This is a genomic window from Pseudomonas sp. C8002 (assembly GCF_013385765.1).
Lineage (GTDB): Bacteria > Pseudomonadota > Gammaproteobacteria > Pseudomonadales > Pseudomonadaceae > Aquipseudomonas.
In genome coordinates this window covers 1-17,411 of the sequence record NZ_JACAPJ010000010.1, presented here as the reverse complement: position 1 = coordinate 17,411, position 17,411 = coordinate 1, and the positions used below count along the sequence as shown (strand labels likewise).

Below are 17,411 nucleotides of genomic sequence, written 5' to 3'. Positions count from 1 at the left end.
AGGCAACTGACACGACGCCTTCGCGAGCAAGCCCGCTCCCACATTTGATCCTCAGCGTTCCCACTTCTGCGGAAAGAGACTGATGTATTCACTTGAAGACCTGCTGCACCTGATGAACCGCCTGCGCGACCCGCAATACGGTTGCCCGTGGGACATCAAGCAAACCTACGCCACCATCGTCCCCCACACCCTGGAAGAAGCCTACGAAGTCGCCGATGCGATCGAGCGCGGGGATTTTGATCACCTGCAAGGTGAGCTGGGCGACCTGTTGTTCCAGGTGGTGTATTACAGCCAGCTGGCGCGGGAAGAAGGGCGCTTCGAATTCGCTGGGGTGATCGACAGCATTACCCGCAAGTTGATTCGCCGTCACCCGCATGTGTTTCCCACGGGAGACTTGTACGCGCCGCTGGATATTCCGCAGCTGAGCGAAGAGCAGGTCAAGCAGCGTTGGGAAGAAATAAAGGCCGAGGAGCGTGCGGAAAAGTCCGACGTCCCACAGCAGTTATCCCTGCTGGATGATGTGCCCACGGCCTTGCCGGCGCTTTCCCGCGCAGCCAAATTGCAAAAGCGTGCCGGGCAGGTGGGTTTCGACTGGCCGGCCGCGTTGTCCGTGGTGGATAACGTGCGCGAAGAGCTGGATGAAGTGCTCGAAGCCATGGCCGATAACGACCCGGCAGCCATCGCCGATGAAGTAGGTGACCTGCTGTTTGCGGCGGTCAACCTGGCCCGTCACCTCCAGGTCGACCCGGAAGCAGCCTTGCGTTTAGCCAACGCTAAATTCGAACGACGTTTCCGATTTATCGAACAGGCATTGCGCGAGACCCACCGTCCCATAGAAGATTGCACCCTCGAAGAGTTGGACGCCCTGTGGGGCGAAGCCAAACGCCAGGAAAAGAATCTGTCCAGCTGCGGCTGAGCCGTTGCCCAAGTGAGTAAGCACCATGAGCATTTCCCTTCGCGACCAGTTGCTCAAAGCAGGCCTGGTCAACCAAAAGCAGGCCAAGCAGGTCGGCAAAGAGAAACAGAAACAGCAGCGCCTGGTGCATAAAGGCCAGGCCGAAGCGGACGATAGCCAGGCGCGCCTGGCCATCCAGGCGCATGCCGAAAAGGTCAAGCGCGACCAGGAGCTGAACCGTCAGCAGCAGGAAAAAGCCGAGGCTAAGGCCCGCGTTGCGCAGGTCAAGCAATTGATCGAAACCTCGCGCCTGCCCAAGCTGACCACCGAGGACTACTACAACTTCGTGGACGACAAGAAGGTCAAGCGCCTGTCGGTCAACACGCTGATGCGTAACAAGCTGAGCAACGGCTCCCTGGCGATCGTGCACCACGGTGGCGGTTACGAGGTGATCCCGCGCGAAGCCGCGCTGAAGATCCAGGAGCGGGCGCCAGAGCGCATCGTCCAGATGAACGTGCTGACCGAAAGCCAGGTGCCGGATGAGGATGATCCGTACGCCGCCTACCAGATCCCTGATGACCTGATGTGGTAATGCGTTAGAAACACACATTGTGGCGAGGGAGCTTGCTGTGGCGAGGGAGCTTGCTCCCGCTGGGGCGCGAAGCGCCCCCAAAATCCCAACCCCCAACCCCCAAAACACAAACCCCGCTCAAAAGGCGGGGTTTGTGTTTATAGACACTCCAGCTGCGTGGGGCTGGTTATCTACAGGATTTCAGAGTTTCAGGAGCTTTGCGCCTGGCGTTTCATCTCAAGGGTCTCGAGCTCGTTTTTATAATTATGAGCTTCGGTCTCGTCGTGAAACATGCCGACCAGCAGGTCTTGCTGGTGTACATCCCAGATGTGAATCCCGTGGGCTACTGCTTCGTGGGACATATGTTCATCGTCGCGTTCAGTTACTTTTACAGTCATCTGCTTGCTCCAATCTCTGGTTGATCTGCGGCAAGGCGTCGCAGGCCTTTGTTATATGATTTGTTAGCTTGCTAAGTAAATAACCAGGAATTGCAACACACCTTTACAGAAACTGGAGTAATCCCGCGAGCCCACGGAAACCGCGACATTGCGTCGCAGGGCGCTGAGTTTTATGACAAAAGTTTCATGTTGGCGTCAGGCGACAGGCGAAAAAAAGCCCCGCGTACGCGAGGCTCTTTCATTGCGCAGAGGATCAGCTGCCTTTGACAGCCTTGCCGTCAACGGTACCGTCTTGCAGCATGATGTTGTATTCCTTGCCGTCAGTCTCGACCTGGCGCAGGGCAACCAGGATGCCGCCCCAGTCCTTGGCAAACCACATTTGGGTAATGCGCTTGCTTTGAGTCGGGTCACGCACGCGCTCGACCTTGATCGCATCGATGGAGCCGGCTTTGGTCTGGACCTTTTCCGGGCCGATCACGCGGAAGTCGTAGGTATCGACATCAGTGCCTTCGACGACGTTGTAGCTCATGCTTTTCTTGCCGGCTGCCACATCGCGCTGCAATGCCAGCTGGTAGGTCGACTTGTCGAGCATGCCGCTTTGAAGGGCCACGTTGACCGGGTCCTTGTTTTCAAAGCCGGTGACTTTCTTGGCCGTCTGATCGAAGTCGAGGTTGATCTTCTTCGTCTTGCCCAGGCCACCGCGTTCGAAGGTGTAGCTCACCGGTTGCAGGGCGTCTTTGTCGAAGCGGATCACGCTGGTTTCAGTCAGGCTGGCGATCATCATGGAAGCCTTGAAATTCAAGGTCCAGCTGCCGTTGTCATTCTTGGTCAGGCTGCGTTCTGCCGAACCACTCATGGGCAACTGTTTCCAGTCGGCGGTGTAGCTGGCGGAGAAAGGGTGAAGGTCTGCCGCTTGCGCGGCAGGCAAGGCGAACAGCGCAAAAGCGAAGAGCAGGGCGCGACGCATAAAGTCTCCTAGGTTCGAATCAAGTGGCCGCTGGCCGCAAGTAACTGACCGTCCAATAATGCACCGTGGTCGCCAAGAATCAACCGCCCCTCAGCGAACCAGCGAACAGCCAGCGGGTAAATCCTGTGTTCCTGGGTGTGAACCCGTTGCGCAAGCGTCTGCGCAGAGTCCGCAGACTCTACCGGAACTACTGCCTGTACGACCAGAGGCCCGCCATCGAGTTCCTCGGTGACAAAGTGCACGCTGCAGCCGTGCTCTGTGTCGCCGGCCTCCAGGGCACGCTGGTGGGTGTGTAACCCTTTGTATTTTGGCAGCAGGGACGGGTGGATATTCAGCAGACGCCCGTTGTAGTGACGCACGAAGTCAGCGCTGAGAATGCGCATGAAGCCGGCCAGTACCACGAGTTTGGGATTGAAGGCGTCGATCAGTTCGATCAAGGCGCTGTCGAAGGCCTCGCGGCCTTCAAAAGCCTTGTGATCCAGGGAGCGGGTGTCGATACCTGCGTCCCTGGCGCGTTGCAGGCCGTAGGCATCGCTGCGGTTGGAAATCACCGCAGCGATGCGCACCGGGCTGTCGCCGGCGCGCGTGCTGTCGATCAGGGCCTGCAAGTTACTGCCGGTGCCGGAGAGCAGCACCACGACATCACAGGTTGCAGGCATCAGTGCGCCTTAAGGTTCTTCAGTTCAACCTGAGCCGCGCCTTCAGGGGCGGTAGCGATCTGGCCGATGACCCAAGGCTGTTCGCCGGCTTCACGCAATACGTTCAGCGCGCTTTCTACGTGCTCTTGAGCCACGCAGATGACCATGCCCACGCCGCAGTTCAGCACGCGGTGCATCTCGGTTTCGTTGACGTTGCCTTTCTCTTGCAGCCAGTCGAAGACTGCCGGGCGCTGCCAGCTGGCCACGTCGACAATCGCCTGGGCGCCTTCAGGCAGTACGCGCGGGATGTTGTCCAGCAGGCCGCCACCGGTGATGTGGGCCATGGCCTTGACCGCGCCGGTGTCCTTGATCAGCTTGAGCAACGGCTTCACGTAGATGCGGGTCGGGGCCATCAGCAGGTCGGTCAAGGGCTTGCCGTCGAGCTGGATGGTTTCGATGTCGGCGCCGGACACTTCGATGATCTTGCGGATCAGCGAGTAGCCGTTGGAGTGCGGGCCGGACGATGGCAGGGCCAGCAGGGCGTCACCGGCAGCCACCTTGGAACCGTCGATGATTTCGGATTTTTCGACAACGCCGACGCAGAAACCGGCCAGGTCGTAGTCTTCGCCTTCGTACATGCCTGGCATTTCAGCGGTTTCGCCGCCGACCAGGGAGCAGCCGGACAGTTCGCAGCCAGCGCCAATGCCGGTGACCACCTGGGTAGCGGTCTCGACGTTGAGCTTGCCGGTGGCATAGTAGTCAAGGAAGAACAGCGGCTCGGCGCCGCACACCACCAGGTCGTTCACGCACATGGCAACCAGGTCGATGCCGATGCTGTCGTGCTTGTTCAGGTTCAGTGCCAGGCGCAGCTTGGTGCCCACACCGTCGGTGCCGGAGACTAATACAGGCTGCTTGTAGCCGGCCGGGATCTCGCAGAGGGCGCCAAAACCGCCCAGGCCGCCCATGACTTCGGGGCGCGCAGTGCGCTTGGCGACGCTCTTGATGCGTTCGACCAATGCTTCACCGGCGTCGATGTCTACACCGGCGTCCTTGTAGCTCAGGGAGGGTTGCTTGCTCATGATCCAGGCCTTTAGGGGGGATTCAGGGGTAACGACCGAATGCGGCGGGTGTACCGAAACCTGAAGTTTCAGCACGGCCTGCCATTGACGGTCTGCGAAGGCGCGCGATTTTATCAGGCTTGAGGGGCAGCGGCCATCCTCGGGCCGACGGGCAGGGGCAATAGCTGTTAAAAAAATCGCTAATCGAGTCGGTCACAGGCCCTATTAAGGTATAGCCTTTAACTCGCTATCGTTATGACAGTACAAAAACTTGCCGAGACCCTGTGAATGTTTTGCCGGTCGCTGTGGTCACAGCCTTGCTCAACAGTGTTCACGCGGTCTGTTCCAACCGCTTATTTGCCGTTCGGGAATCTTCTTTCATGGGTCTGAGTAAATATTTTTTTGTGGGCTGCTTGTCGTTGGTCAGCCTGGCGAGTCATGCCGAAACCCTCAATGGTCTCTATCAGGTGCTGGAGCCGGTCAGCAGTCAGTCTCCTCAGGAGCGCGACCAGGCGACCCAGCGTGCCCTGCAAACCCTGGTGATCCGCCTGACCGGCGACGCCAAGGCCGCCGATGGCCCGGGCCTGGCGGCGATCCGCAAAGACCCGCAACAAATCATCAGTCAGTACGGCTACGACGCCGGCCCGCCGGAAAGCCTGCAGGTGGATTTCGACCCGGTCAGCACCGACCGCGCGTTGCGTGGCGCGGGCCTGGCGCTGTGGGGCAGCAATCGGCCATCGATCCTCGGTTGGTGGCTGAACGACTCCGTGGAAGGCAGCAGCCTGGTCGGTGATGGCCAGGCTGTCGCCCAGCCGCTGCGCCGCGCGGCCCAGCACCGTGGTTTGCCGCTGCGTCTGCCATTGGGTGACCTGGACGAACAGATCGTCGCCACCGCCCCGAATCTTGAAAGCCCTGACGCCACACCGCTGCGTGCCGCGTCCGAGCGTTATGGTGCCGATGCCTTGCTGGCGGTGCATGCTCGCGAAGACGGCGGCCAATGGTCGGCCAAATGGCGCCTGTGGCTGGGGGATAAAAGCGAGCAGGGCACCGCCACCGGCACTGATACTGCCGCATTGGCCGACGCCGTGCTGCTGGCCGTCAGCGAACGCCTGGCACCACGCTTTGCGGTCAAGGCCGGCGCTGCCACCAGTGATCAGTTGCTGGAAGTGCAGGGCATGAATCTCGAGCATTACGCCGCCCTCGGCCATCTGCTGGAACCGTTCGGTGCCCAGCCGGTGCGCGTGGACGGCACTCGCATCGTTTATCGGGTGAATGGCAGCGCCGAGCAGCTGCGCACCCAGTTGAGCCTGGCCAAGTTGCAGGAAATCCCGGCAGGTGAAGCTCCGGCTCCGCAGCCGGTGGTAGAAGGCGCGCAACCGGCACCGGTCGAGCCGACGCCGCAGCTACGTTTTCATTGGTAAGTGTTCTTCCTTCTTATATAGAAGCAGGAAGCAAATAACAGAGGGAGTGGTTTATGGCGGATACGCGTCGTTGGGTGTGGCTTGGCGGGATTGTCCTGCTGTGCGTTTTTGTGTTCCTGCTGCATTCGATCCTGACGCCGTTCCTGGTCGCGTTACTGCTGGCCTACCTGTTCGATCCGGTGGTGGATCGCCTGGAAAAGATCGGCCTGTCACGTACCTGGGGCGTGGTGGCGGTGTTTGCGTTGTTCACCTTGATCATCACGGCGCTGGTCCTGGTGCTGGTGCCGATGTTGGCCAAGCAGCTGTTCAAGCTCTATGAGCTGGCGCCGCAGATGCTCGACTGGCTGCAACACACGGCCATGCCGTGGGCGCAGGCCAAGCTGGGGCTGGCAGACGGCTTCTGGAAGTTCGACAAGGTCAAGGCGGCCATCAGCGAGCACATGGGCCAGACCACCGACATTGTCGGCGTGGTGCTGAGCCAGGCGACGGCGTCGAGCCTGGCGCTGATTGGCTGGCTGACCAACCTGGTGCTGATCCCGGTCGTGGCGTTCTACCTGCTGCGGGACTGGGACATCATGATGGCCAAGATCCGCGGCCTGCTGCCGCGCGACCGTGAGGAGCGCATTGTCTCCCTGGCCGAGGAGTGTCATGAGGTGCTCGGCGCCTTCGTCCGTGGCCAGTTGCTGGTGATGCTGGCGCTGGGGATCATCTACGCGGCGGGGTTGATGGCGATCGGCCTGGAACTGGGGCTGTTGATCGGCCTGATCGCCGGCCTGGCAGCCATCGTGCCTTATATGGGCTTCGTGATTGGTATCGGTGCGGCGCTGGTGGCCGGGTTGTTCCAGTTCCACGGCGACCTGTACCCGATGCTCGGGATCGTCGCGGTGTTCATGGTCGGCCAGGCCCTGGAAGGCATGGTGCTGACGCCGTTGCTGGTGGGTGACCGGATCGGCCTGCATCCGGTGGCGGTGATCTTTGCGATCCTGGCGGGCGGCGAGCTGTTCGGCTTTACCGGCATCCTGCTGGCGCTGCCGGTGGCGGCGGTGATCATGGTGCTGGTGCGCCATGTGCACGACTTGTACAAGGACTCGGACATGTACGCCGGAACCGACGAACCGGAGTTATAACCGCAGCATCACAAACCCGGCTCAAGGCCGGGTTTGTCATTTATCGGCTCTGGCGTTTCGCCATTGCGTCAAACATTCCTCACCAAATCCAACAAGTTAACGCAAACCTTTGATTTTGCTTGTGGTCTGCTGCATTGTGCGCCCGGCGTCACGGGTATAAACTTTGCAAACTTTACACAGAGGTCACTAACGGTTCGATTGGAACCGTTCAGTCAGCATGAAACCGATTCAGCTGCCCCTAGGTGTGCGTCTGCGTGACGACGCCACCTTTATCAATTACTACCCAGGCGCCAATGCCGCTGCACTCGGCTATGTCGAGCGGCTCTGCGAAGCCGACGCCGGGTGGACCGAAAGCTTGATCTACCTCTGGGGCAAGCACGGCGTGGGGCGTACCCACTTGTTACAGGCCGCTTGCCTGCGCTTCGAACAGATGGGTGAACCGGCGGTGTACCTGCCGCTGGCGGAGCTGCTGGACCGCGGTATCGAGATCCTCGACAACCTTGAACAATACGAACTGGTCTGCCTGGACGATTTGCAGGCAGTGGCGGGGCGGGCAGATTGGGAAGAGGCACTGTTCCATCTGTTCAACCGCTTGCGTGACAGCGGCCGGCGCTTGTTGATTGCCGCCTCCACCTCGCCACGTGAGTTGCCGGTGAAGCTGGCGGACTTGAAGTCGCGGCTGACCCTGGCGCTGATTTTCCAGATGCGCCCGTTGTCCGACGAAGACAAACTGCGGGCCCTGCAACTGCGTGCTTCGCGCCGCGGGTTGCACCTGACCGATGAAGTCGGGCATTTTATTCTCACTCGCGGTACACGCAGCATGAGCGCACTGTTCGACTTGCTCGAACAGCTCGACCAGGCTTCCTTGCAAGCCCAGCGCAAGCTGACTATTCCCTTCCTCAAAGAAACCCTGGGCTGGTAGCCAGCCCTTTAAAACCGGGGCTTTCGGCAAATTACAGGCGCCAGAAAACCTGCGTTTGGGCCGTTTTGGCCACGCAAATGGCTGGCATAGGGTGTTAAGGGCTTAGATGTCATAGTCCAAACAAGAAGTCACATAGATCACGATTGAATTTGCAAATCGATGTGATAGAAGGCATAGTCTCGGCTTCTTTACACATCAGCCACGGTCGTGCCCATGCTAAATCGCTTCGCACCCCTCGTGCCTCTCGCACTCGTTACCCTGTTGTTTGGTTGCGCCACCCACACTCAAAACGTGGCTGAGCAGCAAAAACCAGTACAGCAGTCCCAGGCAAAATTCGTTGCGTCGCAGTCTTCCACTGTTTATCAGGAAGAGATCGCAACTGAAAAAGAACTCGCCGACTTCGCCGGCGCCAAGCCTTACCAGCTTCCCGTTCTGGCCGACAGCATTCTCGAACGCGGCATGTCCCTGATCGGTACCCGTTACCGTTTCGGCGGTACCTCTGAAGCCGGTTTCGACTGCAGCGGTTTCATCGGCTACCTGTTCCGCGAGGAAGCCGGCATGAACCTGCCGCGTTCCACCCGCGAAATGATCAACGTGGATGCACCGTTGGTCGCGCGGAACAACCTCAAGCCCGGTGATCTGCTTTTCTTTAGTACGGCTGGCCGTGGTCGTGTCAGCCACGCCGGTATCTACCTGGGCGACAACCAGTTTATCCACTCCAGCAGCCGCCGCAGCGGTGGTGTGCGAGTCGACAACCTGGGTGACAGCTACTGGAGCAAAACCTTCATCGAAGCCAAGCGCGCCCTGGCGATGGCCCCGACTACCGTTACCGCTAGCAAGTAAAGTTAAAGTGATACTTGAAGTTTGACGTGTAAGCGCTAGAATCCCTGGACATTGTTGTAAATTGATCGCGCGAGCTTTGCTTGCGCGTTCTGTTTTTCAACGTTCGGCAGCGAAAGCCGCATCCAGATCAGGATTGTTCTGCCCATGTCGACCTCGGCCCGCCTAATTCTTCTCGTTTGCGCCGCGCTGCTCAGCGCCTGCGCAAGTCGTCCTCCGCCTGCTCCCGTGGCCGTCAAGCCCAAGCCGGTGTTCAACACCTATGCCACCCAAAGTTTCTCGCCTGCGGCCGAAGACGTGCTTTTTCGTGCGCTGGGCCTGGTCGGCACGCCTTATCGCTGGGGCGGCAATACGCCGGACTCGGGGTTTGATTGCAGTGGCTTGATCGGTTTCGTCTACCGTGACGCGGCGGGCATCTCCTTGCCACGTACCACTCGCGAGCTGATCGTGATGCGCGCCCAGGACGTGAGCGAAAACAACCTGCAGACCGGTGACCTGATCTTCTTCGCCACGGGTGGCGGCTCGCAGGTCAGCCACGCCGGGATCTACGTGGGAGAAGGGCGCTTTGTGCATGCGCCGCAAACCGGCGGTACGGTGAAGCTGGACACGCTGTCCAAAGCCTATTGGCAAAACGCCTACCTGAGCGCCAAGCGTGTGTTGCCAGCCGAGCACCTGGCACGAAACCCCTAGGAAAACACGAAACCAAATGTGGGAGCGGGCTTGCTCGAGAATGCGGTGGATCAGTCGACAACAAGCTGACTGACACACTGCATTCGCGAGCAAGCCCGCTCCCACATTTGTTTTGCGGTGTTTGCGAAGCTGGCTATTTAGCCGCCGACACTCGCCACACCTTGTTCCCCACGTCATCCGCCACCAGCAAATCCCCCTGCTTGTCGATCACCACGCCGACCGGGCGGCCCATGGCTTTCTCATCGCTATTGAGGAACCCGGTCAGCACATCCACCGGCTGGCCTTTGGGTTTGCCGCCTTCAAACGGCACGAAGATCACCTTGTAGCCACTGTGTGGCTTGCGGTTCCACGAACCATGCTGGCCGATAAACGCGCCATTGCTGAATTGCGCCGGTAGCTTGCTGCCGTCGGCAAAGGTCAGTCCCAAGGAGGCTGTGTGCGGGCCCACCGCGTAGTCCGGGGCAATCGCCTTGGCTACCAGTTCCGGGTTCTGCGGACTCACCCGCACATCCACGTGCTGCCCGTAGTAACTGAAGGGCCAGCCATAGAACGCGCCATCCTTGACCGAGGTGATGTAGTCCGGCACCAGGTCGCTGCCGATTTCATCGCGCTCATTCACCGCCGTCCACAGCCTGCCGCTTTGCGGTTCCCAAGCCATGCCGTTGGGGTTGCGCAGGCCGGAGGCGAAGATACGGTGCTGGCCGGTAGCACGGTCCACTTCCCAGATCGCGGCGCGGCCTTGTTCGGCTTCCAGGCCGTTTTCCGCGACGTTGCTGTTGGAGCCCACGCTGACGTACAACTTGCTGCCGTCCTGGCTGGCGACCACGTTCTTGGTCCAGTGATGGTTGATGCTGCCGCCCGGCAAGTCGGTCACCGTGGTGCCGGCTTCCTTGATCGAGGTTTCGCCTGGCTGATAGGGGAAGCGCAGCAGCTTGTCCGAATCGGCCACATACAGGTCGCTGCCCACCAGTGTCATGCCGAACGGCGAGTTCAGGTTCTCCAGGAACACCGTGCGGGTTTCGGCTATGCCGTCGTGGTCGGCGTCCCGCAGCAGGGTGATGCGGTTGGGGCTCGGCACGGCGGCCCCGGCGCGGCCCATGACTTTCTCCATCACCCAGCCACGAATACCCTTGGAATCGTCCGGCTTGGGTGGCGCATTGGTTTCTGCCACCAGCACATCGCCATTGGGCAGCACATACAGCCAGCGCGGATGGTCCAGGCCTTCGGCAAACGCCGCTACTTGAGTGCCTGCCGCCGCCGTTGGCTTGGTGCCTTCGGGCCAGCCGATGGCCGGGGCGATATTCACCGTGGGGATCAGGGTTTTATTCGGTTCCGGCAGTTTGGGCGAGGGCCCGGTGCCGTCGGACACTTGCAGGGTAGAGCTTTCGCCGCAGGCGGCGAGGGTGCCGGCGAGCATGATCAGTAGGGCAAGTCGGGTCTTGTGCATGGTTTTCTCCTTAATACCTGTAGCGGTAGAGGCACGCAGCGGCCCGATGGTTCACGCGCATGTCCGGCTTTAATTGACGCTCCACCCCCAACCCACTAACCTTCGCGGCTTGTTTCAGGTGCTCTGTGGCGTACGCGCCGACTGAGTGAAACAGGGAAGCCGGTGAGTGAGCGCATTTTTCTACAGTGCTGCCACGATCCCGGCGCTGCCCCCGCAACGGTAAATGAGTCAAGACGGTGCCTTAAGCCACTGTATCGCCCGCGATATGGGAAGGCGCACCTTCGGCATCCAATGCCACTCATGAGCCCGGAGACCGGCCTGATCCATCCAACAGCATCACGGTGGGCGATGCTTGGCTGTCTGTATGTGTCTTTTTCCTGCCCGCCGTTTTTGTCCAGCCCCAACGGAGAGCTGCCATGACTGAATCCCCCGATCGTGACGAACGCCACCTGGCGCGCATGCTGCGCAAAAAAGCCGTGATTGACGAGCGCATTGCCAATTCACCGAACGAGTGCGGGTTGCTGCTGGTGCTTACCGGCAATGGCAAAGGCAAGAGCAGCTCGGCCTTTGGCATGCTCGCCCGGGCCATGGGCCACGGCATGCAGTGTGGCGTGGTGCAGTTCATCAAGGGCCGCAACAGCACTGGCGAAGAACTGTTCTTCCGCCGTTTCCCCGAGCAGGTGCGCTTCCACGTGATGGGCGAAGGTTTTACCTGGGAAACCCAGGACCGCGCCCGCGACATCGTGGCCGCCGAAGCCGCCTGGGCGGTCTCCCGGGAAATGCTGCAGAACCCGGCCATCGGCCTGGTGGTGCTGGATGAACTGAACATCGCCCTCAAGCACGGCTACCTCGACCTGGACCAGGTACTCAGCGACCTGCAGGCGCGCCCGCCGATGCAACACGTGCTGGTCACCGGCCGTGGCGCGAAACCCGAATTGATCGAAATGGCCGACACCGTGACTGAAATGGGCATGCTCAAGCATGCATTCCAGGCGGGTATCAAGGCGCAGAAAGGCATCGAACTTTGAATCAGCCCCGTCACTGTCCTGCTGTGCTGATCGCCGCACCGGCGTCCGGCCAGGGCAAAACCACCGTCACCGCCGCGCTCGCCCGTTTGCACCGCAACCTGGGGCGCAAGGTGCGAGTGTTCAAATGCGGCCCGGACTTTCTCGACCCGATGATCCACGAGCGCGCCAGTGGTGCGCCGGTCTATCAATTGGACATGTGGATGGTCGGCGAGCAGGAAAGTCGCCGATTGCTGTGGGAAGCGGCGGGGGAAGCCGACCTGATCCTGATCGAAGGCGTGATGGGCCTGTTCGACGGCACGCCGTCCAGCGCCGACCTGGCGCGGCATTTTGGCGTGCCGGTACTGGCGGTCATCGATGGCACGGCCATGGCCCAGACGTTCGGTGCCCTGGCATTGGGCTTGGCGCGTTACCAGGCGGACCTGCCGTTTGCCGGCGTGCTGGCCAACCGCGTCGGCACGCTGCGCCATGCGCAACTGCTTGAAGGCAGCCTGACCGAAGGCCTGCGTTGGTACGGCGCACTGTCCCGGGAAACCGGGATCGAATTGCCCAGCCGCCACCTTGGCCTGGTGCAGGCCAGCGAATTGAACGACCTCGACCTGCGCCTCGACGCCGCCGCCCAGGCCCTGGGCAGCAGCTGTGAGGTAGCGCTGCCACCGCCGGTGGAATTCGCTGCGCCCGAGGTGATCGAGGCCCAACCGTTGCTGGCCGGCGTGCGCATCGCCGTGGCCCGCGACGAAGCCTTCGCGTTTACCTACGGCGCCAGCCTCGACCTGTTGCGAGCGATGGGCGCCGAGCTGCGCTTCTTTTCGCCGATTCGTGACCGCGCATTGCCCGAAGCTGACAGCCTCTACCTGCCCGGCGGTTATCCGGAATTGCATCACCAGGCGCTGTCGGAAAATACCGCGATGCTCGACGCTATCCGCGCCCACCACGCTGCTGGCAAGCCACTGCTGGCCGAATGCGGCGGCATGCTCTATCTGCTGGACTCACTCACCGATGTCGACGGCACCCGTGCCGAACTGGTCGGCCTGCTCCAGGGCGACGCCGTGATGCAAAAGCGTCTGGCGGCACTGGCCCTGCAAAACGTCGAACTGCCCGAAGGCCTCTTGCGCGGTCACACCTACCATCACTCGCTGACCAGCACCGAGTGGCAGCCGATTGCCCGGGGCCTGAGCCCGAATGGCGGGCGCGGTGCCGAGGCGGTTTATCGTCAGGGCCGGATGACGGCTTCCTACGTGCACTTTTATTTCCCGTCCAACCCGATGGCGGTGGCTGCCCTGTTTGCGCCAAGCCTTGAGACCGCCATCGCAGGCAAGCCCGCTCCCACAGTTGACCGAGTTGAAACGCAATCTACTGTGGGAGCGGGCTTGCCCGCGATGAGGCCATGACTGACAACGCCTTTCCGGAAGCCGACCGCGAAGCCGTCTACCGCGCTATCGCCGAACGCCGCGACATGCGGCACTTCAGCGGTGGCAGCGTGGCGCCGCAATTGCTCCATCGCCTGCTGCAAGCCGCGCACCAGGCGCCGAGCGTCGGCTTGATGCAGCCCTGGCGTTTTATCCGCATCAGCGACCGCAACCTGCGCGGCCAGATCCAGCAGCTAGTGGAAGAAGAACGCGTACGCACCGCCGAGGCTCTCGGCGAGCGCTCCGACCAGTTCATGAAGCTCAAGGTCGAAGGCATCAACGACTGCGCCGAAGTGCTGGTGGCTGCCTTGATGGACGACCGCGAGCGGCATATCTTCGGGCGCCGCACCTTGCCGGAAATGGACATGGCATCGTTGTCCTGTGCGATTCAGAATCTATGGCTGGCGGCTCGTGTCGAAGGGCTGGGCATGGGCTGGGTCTCGCTGTTCGAGCCCCAGGCCCTGGCCGATCTGCTGGGCCTGCCGCCCGGTGCCAAGCCGTTGGCCGTGTTGTGCCTGGGCCCGGTGGCCGAGTTCTACCCGGCACCGATGTTGCAGCTCGAAGGCTGGACCGAACCACGGCCGCTGAGTGACATGTTGTACGAGAATGTTTGGGGAGTGAGTCAATGAGTGTGGCCTTGCTGAGTGTCGCTGCCGTGGCGCTGGATGCGCTGCTGGGCGAGCCCAGGCGCTGGCATCCGCTGGTGGCGTTCGGTAATTTTGCCGGGCGTATCGAGCAGCGTTTCAACTCCGGCGGCCGTGGCTGGCGCAGCCATGGCGTTACCGCATGGGTGATTGCGGTGGTGCCGCTGACCCTGTTGGCCACGGCCCTCTCGTGGGCGCCTTACATCGGTTGGGTCCTGGAAATCCTCGCGCTGTATTGCGCCCTCGGCATGCGCAGCCTCGGCGAACACGTGCTGCCGGTGGCGCAAGCGTTACGCAGTGATGATCTGGACGAGGCCCGCAAGCGTGTCAGCTATCTGGTGAGCCGCCAGACCAGCGAGCTGGATCGCACCGAAGTCGCCCGTGCAGCCACCGAATCGGTGCTGGAAAACGGCAGCGACGCGGTATTTGCCGCCTTGTTCTGGTTTGTGGTCGCTGGCGTGCCCGGCGTGGTGCTCTATCGCCTGAGCAACACCCTGGATGCCATGTGGGGCTATCGCAATGAACGCTTTGAGCGTTTCGGCTGGGCCGCAGCAAAGATCGATGACGTGCTCAACTACATTCCGGCGCGCCTTGTAGCGTTGACCTACGCGCTGCTGGGCAAAACCCGCCTGGCTCTCAAATGCTGGCGCACCCAGGGCCCGACCTGGGACAGCCCCAACGCCGGCCCGGTGATGGCTGCGGGTGCCGGTGCCCTTGGCGTGGAGTTGGGCGGCGCAGCGATTTATCACGGTGAGCTGCACCAGCGCCCGCCACTGGGCGAAGGCCCGCCGGCGGATGCGGACTCCATCGAGCGTGGCTGGCAACTGGTGCAACGCGGCGTGTGGCTGTGGTTGCTGATCCTGTGTGTGGGGGCTGAGTTTTATGCTTGAGCACGGTGGCCGCTTGCGCAAGGCGGCGATGCAGTACGGCATTCCAGAAGCAGACTGGCTGGACCTGTCCAGCGGCCTGGCGCCATGGCCGTTCCCGATTCCGGAAATCCCGCTGCGGGCCTGGGCACGCCTGCCTGAAAACGATGACGGCCTGGAGCAGGCTGCCTGTGAATATTACGGCACGCCCCATGTATTGCCGGTGGCCGGCTCCCAGGCCGCGATCCAGTTATTGCCGCGCCTGCGCCGGGCCGGCAAGGTCGGTGTGCTGTCGCCGTGTTACGCCGAACACGCAGAAGCCTGGCGTCGCGCCGGCTACATCGTGCGCGAAGTGCTGGAGCAGGAAGTCGACTTCTTCCTCGACAGCCTCGACGTGCTGGTGGTGGTCAACCCCAACAACCCCACCGGCCTGAGCCTGACGCCGCAACGCCTGCTGGACTGGCATGCTCGCCTGGCCCAACGCGGCGGCTGGCTGGTGGTGGATGAAGCCTTCATGGACATCACCCCGCAACTGAGCCTGGCGGGCCAGGCCCATCAAGTCGGCCTGATCGTGCTGCGCTCGTTCGGCAAATTCTTCGGCCTGGCCGGAGTGCGGCTGGGGTTCGTGCTGGCCGAGCGCAAGCTGCTCAAGCTGCTCGCCGAACAGGTGGGGCCGTGGGCCGTCAGCGGGCCGACGCGGGTGCTTGGGCAAGTATGCCTGCGCGATACCGCCGGCCATGCGCAACAGCGGCTGCGTTGCGAATCGGCCAGCCAGCGCCTGTTTGATGTGCTTGAACGCCACGACTTGCGGCCCCAGGGCGGCTGCGCGTTGTTCCAGTGGATGATCACGGACCGGGCTGAGCAGCTGCATGAATTCATGGCCCAGCGCGGCATTCTGCTGCGCTTGTTTGTCGACAACAGCAGCCTGCGTTTCGGCCTGCCGGATACCGAGGCCGACTGGTTGCGGCTGGAACAGGCACTGAAGGCCTACAAGGAAGCCTCATGAGTACCTTGATGGTGCAGGGCACCACCTCTGACGCCGGCAAAAGCACGCTGGTGACCGCACTCTGCCGCTGGCTGGTGCGCCAGGGCATCCCGGTGGTGCCCTTCAAGCCGCAGAACATGGCGCTCAACAGCGCCGTGACCGCCGAAGGTGGCGAGATCGGACGGGCCCAGGCGGTGCAGGCCCAGGCCGCGAACCTGGCGCCCCATACCGACATGAACCCGGTGCTGCTCAAACCCAACAGCGACACGGGCTCCCAAGTGATCATCCACGGGCGCGCCGTGACCACCATGAATGCCGTGGCTTATCACGATTACAAAGCCATCGCGATGCAAGCGGTGCTGGCCTCTCATGCGCGGTTGAGTGCGGCTTACCCGGTGGTGATGGTCGAGGGTGCGGGTTCGCCGGCCGAGATCAATCTGCGGGCGAACGACATTGCCAACATGGGCTTTGCCGAAGCGGTGGACTGCCCGGTGCTGCTGATTGCCGACATCAATCGCGGCGGGGTGTTTGCGCACCTTGTGGGCACTCTGGAATTGTTGTCACCCACCGAACAGGCGCGGGTCAAAGGCTTCATCATCAATCGCTTTCGCGGCGATATCGCGCTATTGCAGCCGGGGCTGGATTGGCTGGAAGCGCGCACGGGCAAGCCGGTGGTGGGGGTGTTGCCGTATGTGATGGATCTGCATCTGGAGGCTGAGGACGGTATCGACCAGCGCCAGATTGACAAGGCGGCGCAGGTGCTCAAGGTGGTGGTGCCGGTGTTGCCGCGGATCAGTAATCACACGGATTTTGATCCGTTGCGCTTGCACCCGCAGGTGGATTTGCAGTTTGTGGGGCCGGGGCAGGCGATTCCTTCGGCGGACCTGATTATTTTGCCGGGCTCGAAGAGTGTGCGCAGTGATTTGGCGTATTTGCGGGCCAACGGGTGGGACACGGCCGTGGCGCGGCACTTGCGGTATGGCGGGAAGGTGCTGGGGATTTGTGGTGGGTTGCAGATGCTCGGGGAGCAGGTGCATGACCCGCTGGGTTTGGAAGGGCCTTGTGGTTCTAGCGCTGGGCTGGGGTTGTTGGCGTTCAGTACGACCCTGGAGGAGGAGAAGCAGCTGCGTAACGTGCGGGGGCGGTTGTTGCTGGAGGATACCGAGGTGAGTGGGTATGAGATCCACGCGGGTGTAACCAGTGGCGCTGGCTTGGTGCGGGCTGCGGTGCAGTTGGACGATGGGCGCCTGGATGGGGCTCAGAGTGAGGATGGGCAGGTTCTCGGGACCTATCTGCATGGGGTGTTTGAGACGCCGGCTGCGTGTAGTGCGTTGTTGCGGTGGGCGGGGTTGGAGGATGTGCAGGAGGTGGATTATCACGGGTTGCGGGAGCGGGATATTGAGCGGTTGGCGGACTTGGTAGAGCGGCATCTGGATACCGGGTTGCTGCGTTCGTTGTGTGGGGTTTGAGTTGGTTGTAATGGACGGTGTACATATCCGTTGCTGCGG

At 61.6% G+C, this 17,411-nt stretch carries 18 protein-coding genes and 1 riboswitch; of the genes, 13 read left to right on the top strand and 5 right to left on the bottom strand.

The window, feature by feature from the left end:
- Window positions 1–82: 82 nt before the first annotated feature.
- Both mazG and HX814_RS16045 read left to right on the top strand, forming a co-directional pair.
- On the top strand, window positions 83–916 hold the full coding sequence (gene mazG, locus HX814_RS16050) for a nucleoside triphosphate pyrophosphohydrolase (protein ID WP_177008953.1): 834 nt from the start codon (window positions 83–85) through the stop codon (window positions 914–916).
- Window positions 917–941: 25 nt separating this feature from the next.
- On the top strand, window positions 942–1,487 hold the full coding sequence (locus HX814_RS16045) for a DUF2058 domain-containing protein (protein ID WP_003210740.1): 546 nt from the start codon (window positions 942–944) through the stop codon (window positions 1,485–1,487).
- Window positions 1,488–1,675: 188 nt separating this feature from the next.
- Here the strand turns inward: HX814_RS16045 and HX814_RS16040 are convergent, their stop codons facing one another.
- The 4 genes from HX814_RS16040 to purM all read right to left on the bottom strand — a co-directional run bounded on the left by HX814_RS16040 (window position 1,676) and on the right by purM (window position 4,548).
- On the bottom strand, window positions 1,676–1,864 hold the full coding sequence (locus tag HX814_RS16040) for a hypothetical protein (protein WP_008438187.1): 189 nt from the start codon (window positions 1,862–1,864) through the stop codon (window positions 1,676–1,678).
- A 253-nt stretch (window positions 1,865–2,117) separates the two neighbouring features.
- The gene (locus HX814_RS16035) at window positions 2,118–2,831 is read right to left on the bottom strand and encodes a DUF3108 domain-containing protein (RefSeq protein WP_177008954.1); all 714 of its coding nucleotides are present in this window, start codon (window positions 2,829–2,831) and stop codon (window positions 2,118–2,120) included.
- Between the two features lie 8 nt (window positions 2,832–2,839).
- Entirely contained in the window at window positions 2,840–3,490 is a 651-nt protein-coding gene (gene purN, locus HX814_RS16030; RefSeq protein WP_008438189.1) for a phosphoribosylglycinamide formyltransferase, read from the bottom strand.
- Window positions 3,490–4,548: a phosphoribosylformylglycinamidine cyclo-ligase gene (purM, locus tag HX814_RS16025; protein ID WP_003210744.1), complete on the bottom strand. Its 1,059-nt coding sequence runs from the start codon at window positions 4,546–4,548 to the stop codon at window positions 3,490–3,492. Before purM ends, purN begins: the two co-directional genes overlap by 1 nt.
- Window positions 4,549–4,907: 359 nt before the next feature.
- On the opposite strand from purM, the gene HX814_RS16020 reads away from it, so the two are divergent.
- From HX814_RS16020 to HX814_RS16000, 5 genes are all read left to right on the top strand, one after another.
- Window positions 4,908–5,948: a DUF2066 domain-containing protein gene (locus HX814_RS16020; protein ID WP_003210745.1), complete on the top strand. Its 1,041-nt coding sequence runs from the start codon at window positions 4,908–4,910 to the stop codon at window positions 5,946–5,948.
- 53 nt (window positions 5,949–6,001) lie between these two features.
- The gene (locus tag HX814_RS16015) at window positions 6,002–7,075 is read left to right on the top strand and encodes an AI-2E family transporter (protein WP_003210746.1); all 1,074 of its coding nucleotides are present in this window, start codon (window positions 6,002–6,004) and stop codon (window positions 7,073–7,075) included.
- 217 nt (window positions 7,076–7,292) lie between these two features.
- Window positions 7,293–7,997: a DnaA regulatory inactivator Hda gene (gene hda, locus HX814_RS16010; RefSeq protein WP_003210747.1), complete on the top strand. Its 705-nt coding sequence runs from the start codon at window positions 7,293–7,295 to the stop codon at window positions 7,995–7,997.
- A gap of 213 nt (window positions 7,998–8,210) precedes the next feature.
- Window positions 8,211–8,840 carry a C40 family peptidase gene (locus tag HX814_RS16005; RefSeq protein WP_003210748.1) on the top strand — a complete coding sequence of 210 codons (630 nt, stop codon included), beginning with the start codon at window positions 8,211–8,213 and terminating at the stop codon, window positions 8,838–8,840.
- A 144-nt stretch (window positions 8,841–8,984) separates the two neighbouring features.
- A complete protein-coding gene (locus tag HX814_RS16000; protein ID WP_003210749.1) occupies window positions 8,985–9,527 on the top strand; it encodes a C40 family peptidase in 543 nt (180 codons plus the stop codon).
- A gap of 133 nt (window positions 9,528–9,660) precedes the next feature.
- Here the strand turns inward: HX814_RS16000 and HX814_RS15995 are convergent, their stop codons facing one another.
- Complete coding sequence (locus HX814_RS15995; protein ID WP_177008955.1) at window positions 9,661–10,974, bottom strand: sorbosone dehydrogenase family protein; 1,314 nt, start codon at window positions 10,972–10,974, stop codon at window positions 9,661–9,663.
- 99 nt (window positions 10,975–11,073) lie between these two features.
- Window positions 11,074–11,311, top strand: a riboswitch (cobalamin riboswitch).
- Window positions 11,312–11,390: 79 nt separating this feature from the next.
- Between HX814_RS15995 and cobO the strand changes: the two genes are divergently transcribed.
- The 6 genes from cobO to HX814_RS15965 are packed head-to-tail and all read left to right on the top strand — an operon-like array spanning window position 11,391 to window position 17,372.
- The gene (gene cobO / locus HX814_RS15990) at window positions 11,391–12,002 is read left to right on the top strand and encodes a cob(I)yrinic acid a,c-diamide adenosyltransferase (protein ID WP_003210751.1); all 612 of its coding nucleotides are present in this window, start codon (window positions 11,391–11,393) and stop codon (window positions 12,000–12,002) included.
- On the top strand, window positions 11,999–13,390 hold the full coding sequence (locus tag HX814_RS15985) for a cobyrinate a,c-diamide synthase (protein WP_087694821.1): 1,392 nt from the start codon (window positions 11,999–12,001) through the stop codon (window positions 13,388–13,390). Before cobO ends, HX814_RS15985 begins: the two co-directional genes overlap by 4 nt.
- Window positions 13,387–14,037 carry a 5,6-dimethylbenzimidazole synthase gene (gene bluB, locus HX814_RS15980; RefSeq protein WP_003210753.1) on the top strand — a complete coding sequence of 217 codons (651 nt, stop codon included), beginning with the start codon at window positions 13,387–13,389 and terminating at the stop codon, window positions 14,035–14,037. Before HX814_RS15985 ends, bluB begins: the two co-directional genes overlap by 4 nt.
- The gene (cbiB, locus tag HX814_RS15975; RefSeq protein ID WP_087694822.1) at window positions 14,034–14,942 is read left to right on the top strand and encodes an adenosylcobinamide-phosphate synthase CbiB; all 909 of its coding nucleotides are present in this window, start codon (window positions 14,034–14,036) and stop codon (window positions 14,940–14,942) included. Before bluB ends, cbiB begins: the two co-directional genes overlap by 4 nt.
- Window positions 14,935–15,924, top strand: a complete 990-nt coding sequence (cobD, locus tag HX814_RS15970; RefSeq protein ID WP_003210755.1) for a threonine-phosphate decarboxylase CobD — start codon at window positions 14,935–14,937, stop codon at window positions 15,922–15,924. The genes cbiB and cobD overlap by 8 nt, the downstream gene beginning before the upstream one ends.
- The gene (locus HX814_RS15965) at window positions 15,921–17,372 is read left to right on the top strand and encodes a cobyric acid synthase (protein ID WP_177008956.1); all 1,452 of its coding nucleotides are present in this window, start codon (window positions 15,921–15,923) and stop codon (window positions 17,370–17,372) included. Before cobD ends, HX814_RS15965 begins: the two co-directional genes overlap by 4 nt.
- Window positions 17,373–17,411 lie beyond the last annotated feature (39 nt).